The 13514-nt window shown below is 63.2% G+C and carries 6 protein-coding genes; 1 reads left to right on the top strand and 5 read right to left on the bottom strand.

The genetic code is table 11. The features are described 5' to 3' along the window. Positions 1–64: 64 nt before the first annotated feature. The 3 genes from A9310_RS03175 to A9310_RS03165 form a co-directional block, all read right to left on the bottom strand. Positions 65–1714 carry a cutinase family protein gene (locus A9310_RS03175; protein ID WP_254661157.1) on the bottom strand — a complete coding sequence of 550 codons (1650 nt, stop codon included), beginning with the start codon at positions 1712–1714 and terminating at the stop codon, positions 65–67. A 1922-nt stretch (positions 1715–3636) separates the two neighbouring features. Beyond that, positions 3637–3987, bottom strand: coding sequence for a hypothetical protein (locus A9310_RS03170; RefSeq protein WP_139104517.1), 351 nt, complete (start codon positions 3985–3987; stop codon positions 3637–3639). Positions 3988–4214: 227 nt separating this feature from the next. After that, a complete protein-coding gene (locus tag A9310_RS03165) occupies positions 4215–5186 on the bottom strand; it encodes a ParA family protein (protein WP_065629415.1) in 972 nt (323 codons plus the stop codon). Positions 5187–8530: 3344 nt separating this feature from the next. Here A9310_RS03165 and A9310_RS26545 point away from each other — a divergent pair. After that, a complete protein-coding gene (locus A9310_RS26545; protein WP_350339599.1) occupies positions 8531–10312 on the top strand; it encodes a MarR family transcriptional regulator in 1782 nt (593 codons plus the stop codon). A 617-nt stretch (positions 10313–10929) separates the two neighbouring features. On the opposite strand, the gene A9310_RS03150 is transcribed toward A9310_RS26545, so the two are convergent. Beyond that, complete coding sequence (locus A9310_RS03150; RefSeq protein ID WP_065629348.1) at positions 10930–12141, bottom strand: hypothetical protein; 1212 nt, start codon at positions 12139–12141, stop codon at positions 10930–10932. Positions 12142–12159: 18 nt separating this feature from the next. Then, positions 12160–13458 carry a hypothetical protein gene (locus A9310_RS03145; protein WP_139104515.1) on the bottom strand — a complete coding sequence of 433 codons (1299 nt, stop codon included), beginning with the start codon at positions 13456–13458 and terminating at the stop codon, positions 12160–12162. Between the last annotated feature and the right edge of the window lie 56 nt (positions 13459–13514).

Raw genomic sequence — 13514 nt, 5'->3', positions numbered from 1 at the left:
CCACAAGCGCGGCACAACCCGCGCCCGCACACGCGGGAAGGGTTGGCCGAGAGGACGATCAGACTCATTGCGAGGCCCCGCTGAGGAACGGCGGCAACCCGGACGCGCCGCCGGGAGGCGTGGTTTGCGGGACCGGCGAGGCCCCCGAGGGAACTGTCTCGGACGGAGCCGATGGTGACGAGGTGTCGAGCTCCCACGGATACGCTGGTTCCGACGCCGCAGCGCTCGGCGGCAACGACGTCGTGGTCAACGACGGAAGTGTCGACGAACCAGCAGACCCCTCCCCGAACAGCCACGAGAAGTCATCGCCGCCGCTGCCGCTATCGGGCGAGTTCGACGACCCGCCATCCTTGCCGGCGATGTCGCGTGCGGCCGCCACAATCCAGTCCCCGATCAACTTCGTCGGGGGCTGGCCTGTCGGTGTCGCCGAGACCTCCGAGTACGAGGCGTGCTGCTTGGCCGCATCCCAGTACTTCAACAGCGAGGACACCTTGAACAGGTCGGAGTTCGCTTGGAACTCGGACTTGAACGCGGTAAACGCCTCGGAGACAAGACGTTCCTGGGTTGCCGGTGGGACCAGCGTGACCGCGGCCTGGCCCAGCTTCGCGCCCAGAATGCCGACGATGGCCAGCGGATTCGCAGCACCCGCCGTAGCGATCGCAGCGATGGTGCCGGGGGTGGCGACCGTCTGCACAACGGTCTTCACGGCGTTGAACCCGATCGTGCCCACCTTAATCACCGCCGACAGCGCGTCCTGCACACTCGGCAATGGCGTACGAGGGTCCGAGGCCACCGCCAACCGCTCCGACAGCGTCTGGCGCGGTAGGTAACTCAACGATTCGAGGTTGTTCTCCGACGCCTGGACATCCTCATTGACCACCGGCACCGCGGTCTTCACTGCGGTCAATGCCAGCGCTTCGGCGATCGTCGACAACGACCCGATCGGATCGTCCGGGTTGAGTTCCGACTGACCCGCGATGTTGGTGACCAACCGCGCCAGCGGAGCATTCGCCGGGGCATCGCAGGCGAGATCGCCAGGCGTGCACGCGGACAGATAGCGCCCCGCGATGGCCTCATACGACGTGTCCTCGACATCGCCGACCGGAGCGATACCGCCACCCGGCGCGTTGGTCGTCGACACCGCCACGACCTTGGATACATTCGCGCCGCTGGTCCCCGGCACCGGGTCAGGAGAAGTTTGCCCCGGCTTACCGGGGAACAACGGTGCACCCTCAGGTCGGCCGGGATCGCCGAGATTGGCCAGCAGAGCCAGCTTGTCGGCGCCGATCGCTGCTTTGCCACCGACGATGTCGTTCAACACGATCCGCGTGACGTGAGCGCCCTGGGAGTAGCCGACCAGACCGAACTTCGTGGCCGGGCACGCGGCGGCTTTGTCCTTGATCCAGGACAGTGTCTTGGCGACCGCGCCCTGAACGGACTGCTCGTACGGGACCTTGCCGCCCGCTACAGCACCACCGAAGCCGGCGTCATACGGCACATACGCACGGTCCATATCACCGCGGGCGGCCGTGATCGCCGGATGAAGTACCTGAGACAGGAAGCCCGCATCCTTCGACGGATCGGCGTCTGGCGACGACTGGCCGGTGCCCTGCACCGCATACACCATCAGACCAGGGCAGCCCCCCGGCTGCGCCGGCGCGGCAGACACGTTCCCGACCCCGACATTGGCCAGGGCGATGACGGCCGTCGCCATGACTGCCAAGGTCGTCGCCCAGATCGAATGTCGCGACTCCTGTCCACCCCTCTGGACAGGACGATGCATCTCTACACTGGTCACCGGGACAGCCCCCCATCGACAGACAGGGAGCTGTCTCCTCGGGTGACCACGCGTGAGCCGTTCGACGGCAAATCAATCGCGCTCGCGCGTAGTCGCCAACCACCACTCCGGAGAGGGACTGTTCGACGGCAATCTGACCGTCCCTCTCCGGAGCCTGGGACCTGTGCCATCGATCGAAAGTCGACAGCGACACGCCCAGACCAATCTGGCCCACGAGGATCGGGCTCAAGAAGGTTCGTCATGCGAGTTCCTTCACTCCAAGGGTTTCCTCGAAGCTGTAGGAGCAGCCCACCCAGACGACCGTTGTCAGCGCATACCCGCAGGTACACTGAGCAACGCCCGCCTCGATGCCCGCACTTACCGCATCGAGCTGGTAATCACCCGGTCCGGACGCCGTTCGAGTCGCCAAACTTTGCAGCGTCCGGCCGGGGTCAAACTTCGAGACAGAGACCCTGTGCCTACGTGGTGTACATGGGTCTCGCCAGGTGCCAAAGCCGCTCAATCGGCAACTTAAACCGTGCAGTAACCGATCAAATATCGAGCGTCGATACCAACTATAACCCGACAGTAGACCGATTGAAAACCGAAGTTAGACGATCATTGGTGGCATACCGTAGGGGGCACGCCCCGGAACGGTCTATAGCGCCTAGAGTGCGGGTGTGGCCGATGCTTTGCGCTTTGGGCGCCTCGTGCAACGGCGCCGGCAGGAACTGGGAATGTCGCAAGCCGATGTAAGTCTCGCCGGCGGGCCGAGTGACCCGACTATGCGACGCCTTGAGCAAGGTTTAATGGCCAAGCCGAGGTTCGTCACGTTGACCAAGCTGGACGCTCCGCTGCGGTGGTCCCCCGGAAGCGCCGCGCGCGCTTTCGAGGGAGGTGACCCGGTACCTCTGCAGGACGAACCCACGACCGATCTGGCCCCGGGTACGAATGATCCGGTCTCTTCTCGCCCCACACGTCCTCTGACGCCCTCTGCTTACGGCGTGTTCATTCGAACCGACGCGCTGGCCGAACTCGCTCGGAAGGTGCGCGCAGTCGATGACCTGTCGCCTTCGCTCGACGAGGACCAGCGCGTTGTGGTTGCGAATCTTCGTCATGCGACCGACAGGTTGACCCGAGCGTGGATAATCAGGCAAGCAGAAATAGCGCGTCGTGATGACACTCTCGCTGATCTAATCCTTGTTCTTGACGATCATCTACGCATGCCACCACCGGAAGGCGAGTCCACCTCTGACAGCGATGACCTCAACTACTTGAGGTGGCTAGCCGGCTACCCGGTGTCAATGCCTCAGGTTCGGCGATACGAAGCGCGGTTCGCTGAGTTCGTAGCGAGTCAGTCAGAGCAAGCTGACTGACACAAACTTGGAGTTCTCCTCAGGTGTTGCTAGGTGCGGTGGCCCAGCGGGCCGGGTTGGTCTACTGCAACCTCCAACCCGACCCGCGAGCACGATCCGGCAAGACCAGTCTTTAGGCTGCGCAGTCATTGGACATCGCGCCGCGCCACAAGACGCCATTGGTGGTGGCAAACCGACGTTACACCGATATTAGACCAAAATAAAGGGCGTGCACTCTGCGCGTCCGTCGAAGCGGGTGAGTCCCAGGCTGGCCCGCAACGGTATGGACTGGCAATTCCCTGCGTGCCCGTTGCTTCGTTCTGATACGTACCCAGATATCAGACGCCCTTCGGCGACCCTCACCTATCGAACTGCGTTTGGTCGCGCGGACCCATCACCCCTCCCCCGCGTGACTGCAGGGACGCCGCGGGTTTGGGTGTGCAGCTCGTGCCTGCGAACCGCCAGCCGGCAGGGATGAACCGTCCGAGGATTGGGTGTACCGGCTTACTCCGAATCCACCGACTGAGACTGGAGGTGGGCTTCTAGAGCCGCCCTGCACAGCTGCGAGCGATTCTCGGCACCAACTTCGACAACTAAGCGATCGATGACAGTCAGGTTGCGACCAAGCATCCGGAACGTCAGCGAAGATCGCTCTTCGTCTGGTCTGGCTTCGATTCGTACGAACAGCCCATCGTCGTGGTGCTGGCGTTTGAGCTTCTCTACTAACGCCGGCAAGCGGTCGTGATTGGCGACAATCGCGTCCATCAATGTCCCGGCAATGGTTGTTTCGTTCTGTTTGTTGTGTGCCTTGGTGGCTGTGCAGAGTGGCGTGGGAAGCGACAGGGTGACTGACACCAGCATCTCGTCTGGGCGGGTTTCGACGCGTTTCGGGCGTCGGGCACCTCGCGAGACAGGCCGAGTGGACGCTGCCGGTTGCGGTCGATTGTGCGGTAGCGCTGGGCCGTCGGGTACTGCTGGGGTCGCCGCCGGTGCCGCTGTAGGAGCGGTTGGTCTACGGGGCGGCGGCCCCGGGACGCTACCGGTCCTCGCGAGACCGGTGACAGGCTTGCGATCGGTGGTCATCAGGCAGATGCTCCTTCGTGTGCCGGCTCCGCGGAGGAATCTTGTTCGGTCTCGCGTCGGTCGATCTCCTGGAGGATCTCTTGGGCGAGGAGGACGTAGTCTTCTGCGAGAGACGGCGCGGTGCCTGGCACACGGTCGGGCCGCCTGCCTTCCTTGAGGGCCTTCCAGTACGGCTCGGCGTTGTCGACTTGCTCGGCCAGCTCGTGGGCAAGCAAGCCCTTCTCCCGTACCTGAACCGAGGTCATGGTGCTATGGCGCACAACAGAATTGAACAGCGGGGCCACTCCTCCGAGCGCTGCGTCTAGCTTGGCCCGCGCCTCTCTACGAATGGCTTTCGCAGCGGCCTCGATACCGAAAAGCACGGCGCCCAGGACCTCGATGTCGGGGTTTGTTGATCTGGCACTAACCAGTTCGTCAGCGAGTTTTTGCAGGCCGTCGATGCTCGAGTCGTCCGGTTTCGTCGGGATGACGATCCAACGTGTTGCAGCCAGCGCTAACCGTAGAAGATGGGGTCGTGTAGGTGGGGTATCGATGATGATGAGGTCGTAATCATCTGCGATGGGGCTTAATGCATCTGCGAGTTGCCTGTGTGAACCTGGCGAACGCTGAGAACGACCGATCAGTATCGCTTCAAGATCGTCGAGTCCGCTCCCACCTGGAAGTACGTCCAAGTTGGGTCGGTAGTTGACAAGACTGGGTCGTAGAGGCTTCTCCTGCATGATCGCGTCGAAGATCTGTTGTCCGGAGTCGCCTGACCCATCCATCTCGTAGCCGAGGTCGCGTCCCGCGTTGCCCTGCGGATCGAGCTCAATGAACAGGACGTGCCAACCGGCGGCAGCGGCCAAACCAGCGACATTTGTCGCCGTTGACGTCTTACCGACGCCACCCTTGCCGTTTGCGATCGTGACAACCCGAGCTAGTGCGGGTTGAGATAGGTGTTGCACTGAGTCCTCCAATGGGGTGGTGCGCATGGACCGCAGGAAGGCAGTGCCTCCCGGGCGCATTGGGGTCCGCTATGCGCAGAGGATAACAGCGCACATCGGTTCGCGCGGTGTACGACACGCTACGGACGACTTGGCGTTCTACCGCGAGGTCTCCCGTGCGCGACGCCGCAGATACTCACTTGAGCGTGGCAATGATCGAGGCGTTAACAACGACGATGTCGCTGGTCGGCGGGCAACATCTACGTCCTGCGTTACGTATAGACATAACTGCTTGGACAGAGCTGCCATGTATGTGTTCAGTAGTTTGGTATGTACATCGATCTACATGCACCGCATCAGCGGAGCTGGTAGATGGTGAAACATCTTGACACACAACGCTTGCGACGTGGGACAAGATATGGCGATGCATGCGGACATGAGTGCTCTGTGCCGCATAGAGCGCCTTGCCAGCGTCCGCAAGCAGCCCAGTACGTAGCACTTCACAGCACCGTGTACTGAGTGCGACATGGTGTCTCGCAGTTGAGTGGGTACGTGTCTTACTGCTCCGCAGCGTATGGGGGTAAGGACGCTGAGGCCCATCCCGTACATCGGTGCGGCACTTCACGCTGTATGTATGGCGCGCCGAACAGTGCAGGGTACGGACCGGTACACGTAGGAACGTATTTGCTGGCGTGTGGTCTGACTGGTGGCGCCCATTAACGCAGAAGATCCGGGCGGCCACCATCGAGGGTGCACTGTCTCGAGTGTTGTAGTTCGTGCTATGAGGCCCATTGCTTGGCGTAGCGCGTAGCTCCGTGACCACAGTGTTGTCGCGATTCACCTAGACGGTCTCGTCAACTGCACTGAGCGCGTGACTGCGCGCAGTGCAGCGTGAAGTAATGCGTGCATTATTACGAGCTGAACAGGCCGTTTGTGCGCACGGCAGTCGCCATCGACGCGGTCGGTAGCCACGTGTGCGGGGAACGAAAGTCGGAGACCAGGATCGCGGATACGATACCCAGGGACGAACAGAAGCATCGTGTCTGCACCCGGGAGAGATTCGCGCTCTCGACTAGACCCGTGAAAGACCAAGGCGCCGGGTGACATAGCCACACAGCACGGCTGTCGGCCAAGTGGCTTGTGAGCCGACAGCTCAACGAAGCGGTCCCCGCGCAGACTTGCGCGTCTGCGTGACCTGACCCGGTGGGACGGGTTTTGACCGTTCGCGACACGGGTGCACAGAGCCATAAAGACATGAGACCACAGCGCAGCTCGTTCACGACGAGTTTCGTCCCACCAATGATGACCGGGGGATGGCATCCGCCTTGCTCGATCGCTCGTCTACCTCGACGCAGCCATCCGCCAACATGTAACAGCGGCCCTCGAAGTCTTTGGAATGGCCGGGCGGACCACATTGTTGGGTCACGACACAGACATCGGCCGCTCTTGTGGGTCCACAACTGAACCGGGCTGACTTAGGACGACCTGATGGCTGACCGGGGAACCAGTGCCACAACTACATGCGGCAGCTCAGGCGGGCACCTACAATCCGTGCTCTACGTAGATCACCGAGTCGTCTCACTCCCCCGGGGGCACCGGTGTCGCCGCCGGCCCCTCGAGTTCCGCCGCTAGGCCCAATGCCACAAAGCTCTCGGCACTTCGGGAGACTCCCTGAGTTATGGCTGCGGTGGGGTTCCGAGAACTGATCCGACGTCGTCACCAACCGGATGACACCCGTATGGGTCGGCGGTATGGGCCGGCGGGAGAATGTTCGACTCTGAAGGTGGGCCATCGTGTATCGACGACCCGTTGGGGCTGAGGATCAAGAATGAACGCTTAGTGCGGCTGACAGGAGTCCTGGCAATCGCGCTGAGACCGACAGACTTACGTAAACGGCTCCAGATCGCACCGTGACGAGCTGCCACCCATTTTGGCCCTAGGGGATAGGACAACTCAGTTTCGTCGTTCTGCGGGAAACTGGGAGGCAGCTTCGATTTGCGCAGGTCACGGTGCTCAAATGTTGTCGTGATCCGATAATCGTAGTCACGCGCTGGCTCTCGACCGGCACCGCTGGCCGGTGGGGGAGCGGAGAACCGCGGCGGAGTAGATCTTTCAGACCCATCAACGAACTACTGCTGATGGCCCGCTTGAGGCGCGCCTGTGCCTCAGTCGGTACCGCTTCTACCGACAGGCCGACGGCTTGTCGATTGCCTGCCGGTTAGCCCGCTCGATGTTGCTGCTGCGAGGGCTGCGCAGCACGAACTGCGTCCAGCAAGCGAGTGAACTCGCTTGCCAGAACACTCCCGTCTGAAAGCCCCAAGAGCACACCTTCCGCGCGGGCAACGGCTGTGTCTAAGCCAGCCACTGACGAGGGCTCCGCGGCGGACTTGGGTGACGCGGACGAATCGAACGCCGCAAGGTCGCGTTCGAGCATCTGCGCCATCTCGCGATGATGCTGAAGTTGCGCGGAAATTCGTCGAGCGGCGTTCTCGGCGGAGCGCCGGCAGGCATCCGAGCAATAGATCCGAGGCCGACCACGACCCGCGGTCCTACGAAACTCCTTTCGGCACTGCGGGTCAGCGCAGTACGCCGTCACTACCGGAGCTTTGGTCGACCGGTTCTCGATAGCTGCCGGAACTGGCGTGGGTGCGCCAAGGCGCCCACGCCGGCCGTCAGCGGACCGATCCATCCACCCAGTGTGGCATAAATTCGCGCGAAAATACAGCCGAACAACGCCCATGACCTGCGGAGATGAGAGAACCGCCCTACTTGATGTCCCCTGACCCGCCGTCCAACACCAACATAAAATCGCGCGGAAATGGCGCTCATACAATTACACCGATGTGATTCGAGCCAGCAAGGGGGTGTGATGACTGCAGGACGCGCAGGTAGCGCCGGTCCTAGCGTGGCCACTGCACCGCGGCTCGATCGTCCCTGCGGAAGATCGTGCTCGAGCTTGCGCAGTTCTTCAGCCCAGCGCCACGGTCGGTCCCTACTACCGACGAGGGTCGATCAACGCCGGCGCCGCGCCTTCGGCGCGAACCAGATCTTTCCTACCCTGCGCCAGCTTCGTGCTGCGCGCCTAGCATCGCCAACCCAGAAGGGAGCCTCCGAACCTTCCGAACGCTGACATCTGAATAACGCGCGAGGTCCAACACAAGGACCCCCCGATTACCAGTCGGAGGGTCCTTGATCTGAAGTTTCGAGACTGAGTTACCAGCTCGGTCTCACGGGCTCTCGCCCATCCCCGAAGGGACTGTCTTGCCGGACAGATCTCAGGGTAGCGTGCGCCCTCTCGGAGTGCCCGCAATCCCTGTGCTCCGCGTGTCGCACAACCACACGCGGGGAATCGACTGCATTCGTCCGCAGCACTCACCCACTAGTGGGTGGACATGCTGAGTGAATGGAGGCAGTGGTCGCCCCGCTCCACAGTGCGTGTCGACGCAACAAATGAACACAGATACCGATCAGCACCATGGCCAGAACGAATGCCACCGGTGCCTATCGCGACGTATCTAGCGGACCGCCATTCCCGGTACACGCTGCTCGCATTCGACCTGGATGCAGGACCGTACGGTCCCGAGGCCGTTGCTGTGGATGCCAACGTACTTACCGGCGTCCTAACCGACTTGGGTGTGAGCCACCTGCAAGTGCAGTCGGGGCCCTCAGGAGGGCGGCACATCTGGGTGCGCGTCATTGACCCAGGGATACCCGCGGAAAAAGTCGCCGACCTTGCTCGTAGGCTGCGCGCACACCTTCCAACCCTCGACATCTCACCGCTTACCAACCCCGTGTCGGGCGCAGTTCGGATCCCCGGGTCTGTGCACCGGTCGGGCGGAAACGCGAGCCCACTATTGACCGGACGGGAACTGGGCAACGCCGTCAGGGACATGCAGGCTCGGCCGGCGCCACCCGACCTAGCTGAGTGGCTGATAGCGAGGTTCCCAACAACCGCGCGGCAAAACTCCACGCAGCGAACGACGACTATCGGCCTACGGCTGGTCGGGCAGGGGCCTGCCACACGGGTTGATCGCGCGCGAACCGAACTATCCACAACTACGGCTGAGCGCCTAGCCACGCGGCTCACAGCCGCCGACGATCGCTCGGCACACGCGTGGTCGATCATGCTCGGGATGGCCGCTAGCGGTTGGTGCTGGACTGATGTGCTTCAACATCTGCACAAGCCTGGACTCGTCCGCTTGCGCGAAGACCTCCGCCAGAACGAGGCGCACGCCCTCACGCAATGGCACAAAGCTCTGCGCACTGCTGCCGAGACAGCGTGGCCAAGAGCGCAAGGCGACCACACCGTCGACGACCCAGTCCGCACTCACATTGAGGCTGTCTTCGCTGCAGCGAACTCAGATCCCGCAACTTGGGCACGGAAGGGGTGGGCCAGTGCTGAACGGGTCCTGCACAGCCTCCTCGTTGTGTGCGCTCAGGCGCACACAACGACCGTGAACATCGACGTTCGCCGGCTAGCCGAAGCCGCTAACGTTCACGCCGCAACAGCATCGAGGGCACTCCACCGCCTCCAGGCAGAAGGCTGGATCAGACGAGTCGCTGAGGCGCAGGGGACAGAGTCGGCAACTTGGGAGCTCGCACATGTTGCGCATGACACAGCTGCAACACAAGGGGAAACACGCCCCCCGTTTGCCAGCTCCACCCTGAGACTCCACCATGCCCACCACGACATCTGGGTCTGGCGAGAAGGTTTAGGCGGAATCGCCGAGAGGATCCACGCAGCCTGGCAGGGTGGTCACGTATCTGTGCTCGGCCTTGTGAGTGCCACGGGTTACTCCAGCCGGTGCGTCCGTGCGTGGCTTCGCTACTTCAGGGAGCTGAACCTACTGACTCCCTACAGAAATAGGTGGGACGAAGTAGCCGTCGCATTCGGATCTTACGGCGCAATGGTCCGACGGGCGCAGAGCCATCTTGTCGATCGACTGGTTCGGGACTGGTGGGATGAAGAACTTCGCTGGCGAAAGCAAAGAGGGAAGCGAAGGTATCGAGGACCGGGCAGAGTGGCAACGGATCCGCAAGCAATCGCACTGCCAATCGCAGCGCCCTCGCGGACACGGTATGGGCGGTTCCCGACGCGGCCCAGCGGAAAGGTCGACTATCCGTCGGCTCGTTCGTTGGTGCGTAGTCACATGCAGACAAGTAACGCTGCTTAGGTGTCACCGCGATCATCAGGACTCCGCGTGACAGTTCAACGTCACGCCACAGCGAAGTTCCCGCGGGGTTTAAGGAGATAGTGCTGGGCCGGATTGGACGCCTGCTCACGCCGGCACACCTCCGTTGGCGGGCCGTTGATGGTCGGCCGGGTGTCGGGCGTCGAAACTCGGGAACATTTAGGTGACGACACAGCAACTGACGGGTGTAAGGGTCGCCGCAGCGGCCACCTCTCACCCGATTGGAGAACCAACCTATGGCAACAACCTCGACTCGTCTGCTCGCCGGCGCTGTGCTTGCAGCGGGCCTCGCGGGACTCGGAGCGGGTGTCGCGACCGCGGCGACGGGCCCGTTCGTTTCGGACTTCGGAATCCACCAAGTGCACGGCGGTGCCACCGAAAGTCAGGAGCCCTTCACCTTCAAATTCGGTGCTGAGTACGGCGATCCAGTTGACAACGACGACTTCACCCGCCGTGGCTACGGCGATCCGATCGGTGACGCTGGGCAGCCGAAGGTTTTCCGCCCCTGACATCCGGGGTGAGTTCGGTGCCCGGACCCGCAGTGGCGGGTCCGGGCACCTCTGTCTGCGAGGAGATGACGACGTGCGCGATGTCGTCGGTCAGTGTGCTCGTTGGTCGGCGGTCGTCAGGATCAGGTATTGGGCCGAGGCCTGTTGGTGAGTATCGGTTTTGGTGTTGCCGATGACCTGGGCGCCATATCGCCCGACAGTCAGTGCGCAGCTGTGTGCTTGGCTTGTCGGGTGCTTTTGGCAGGTGGCGGTGGGCAAGCCTGGTGGGCTGTCGGCGCCGGTCCAGCCTCGGGTGCGGTTGGATCCGAGGAAGCTGTCGAGATAGGTGCGCGCGCCCTCGGCGGTGTCCGCGCGGAAGACCGCCGAGTTCTCCACTGCGTTGGCATCCGAGCCAATCTTGGTCAGTACCTCGAAGTCGGTGACGGGGTCGGTGCTGGTGTGGGCGATGCCGCGGGGCCCGTACACCGCTCCGCGGTCAGGGGATTCGGGGTTCGCCCGCAGGTAGGCCGCGGTGAACGGCAGCGCGTAGATGAGGATGACGTCGGGGTCGATCAGCGGAGTTTCACCGTCGGGGGTGGGCGTGAACTCGTCGATGAAAATCTTCTGCTGAGTGATCGCGTTGGCCATACGCACCAACGACTCTCCGCTACGGAACTGCGTCGTGGGGCCGTAGTACCGATCGAAGAACACATACGAGTCGTGAGCGGTGACAGCCAGGATCGCTGTGGACGCACCGAAATCTTGGATGACAGTTCGGGTGCCCGGCGCCCCGTCGAGCGGCACGATGGGCTTGTTGTCGATTTCGGCGACCGCGGCACTCATTTGCTCAGCGGCGGCCGAGGCGTCGGCAGGGCTGCGATATCTCAGGACCGCATGCCGCAGCAGGTGACGAGCAGCCCCGACGTTGGCATCCCCGTTGTCGGCGGTGGTGACAAATCCGGTGACGAACTCCGCGTTGGCCGGAACGTCGGCCGCGCCCGGGACGACCGCGCGACCGATCCCGGCAGCGTCGTCGAACTCGCCGACAGGCCATTGCCCATGTGTGAGATCGGGATTGACCTCGAACGGTGCCAGCACGAATTGCGCCATCCGGGTCGCCTCGACCCGCTCGGGGTCGGTGACCGCGCGTCCGAACGCCGCTCGCGCCCGGGTGGGGTAGTCGCCGGTGTCGAGGGCCACAACCTGCACGGCAGGGTCGGTGAATGTTGCCGAACTGGGCTGCCCGTCGACCGTGCAGCCGGCCAGCACTGCGGTCACCGCCGCGGCCGCGGCGATGGAGCGACCGAGGTAACTGCGCGTCATCGTCGCCTCTCGTCCCGTCTACTTGGCGTTCTGGTCGGCCTTGGTGAGGATCATATACTGAGCCGCGGCTTGCTGGTAGACGTCAGTCTTGTTGGGCGACTGCACTTCTCCGACGTAGCGGCCGACCTGCACCTTGCAGTGATAAATCGTGTACTTGCCGTCGGCGCTGGATTGGGCAGAGCAGTTGGCGGTCGGCAGCCCGGGCGGTGCGTCGATCTTCTGATCGTCGGCTTCGCTCGTAGCGGCCAGCGTGGCGGCCTGCTCCTCGGTGTCGGCGCGGTAGACGATGGAACGCTCGATCGCGTTCGCGGTCGATCCGGCCGCACGAAGGTCGTTGAAGATGCCGGCCGGGTCGCTGGAGAAGTGCGACAAGCCGCGCGGCCCGTACACCGCGCGCATGCTCTGCTGTGGTCGGCCGGTGATGCCGTTTTCCATCTCGGTGTCGGTGTAGGGCAGGGCGTAGATGAGGATGCTGTTCTCGTCCATCTTTGGCGGCTGGAAACCTTCGCCGTTGCCGCGGGCGGCGTTCTCCGCAGCCGTTGGGGTGCGCGGGAATTGGTCGATCAGCGCCGACTGCAACGTGATTGCTTTGCGGGCCATCGGCTCGAGCTGGTCGGAGTGGGCCGCCAGGGAGGAGGCGAACTCATAGATCACGTACACCCCGTGCGGGGTGTAGGTCGTGAAGTAGCTCTTGTCGTTGCGGGTGGTCTCGAGGGCGTAGGCGCCCTCCACACCCGGCAGGCTGGTGACGGGGCTGTTCTGCTGGCGGGCGCTGACCTGGGCGAGTTGCTGTGCGGCGGCGCGGGCATCAGCGGCGGTTTCGTAGCGCAGCACCATGTTGTGCAGGCCACGCGGGTTGTCACGTTCGGTCGGCGCGGTGGTGAATAGTGACGAGAAGCCGCCGAGCAGTGCGTCGTTGGCCGGGACCGCCGCCGCGTCGGCGTTGATGTGGGACACCAGGTTGCGGCGGCTGGTGATCGGTGCGTTGGATTTGTCCGGGGCGGTCAGGTCCGGGTCGACCTCGAAGGGCACCACGATGAACTGCGCCATTCGCTGGCTTTCGACCTGCACCACTTGTGAGTCGTCGGCAACGCCGAACGGTGGGCGCGGTTCGGTGGGGTAGGCGCCCGGATCGAGCGCGGTCAGATCGACCGTCGGCTCAGCGCTACCGGTTGTGGAGGAGTCGGGGGCGGGTTCGCCGCCGGTGGAGCATGCGGCCAGCATGCCCGCGGTGACCGCGGCTGCGGCCGCGAGTGGGTACCAACGCTTCATCAGGGTCTCGTTTCTCTCCTGCAGCCCCTGCCGCGGGAGGACCAACGACCTCACCCGGGCTAGCGCTGCACACTGGTGTTGTTCCAGTGTGTTGCTGCGCG

Source organism: Gordonia sp. UCD-TK1 (assembly GCF_001691435.1).
GTDB lineage: Bacteria > Actinomycetota > Actinomycetes > Mycobacteriales > Mycobacteriaceae > Gordonia > Gordonia hongkongensis.
Note: the sequence above shows the minus strand (reverse complement) of the source record. Positions and strands in the feature narration are given on the sequence as shown.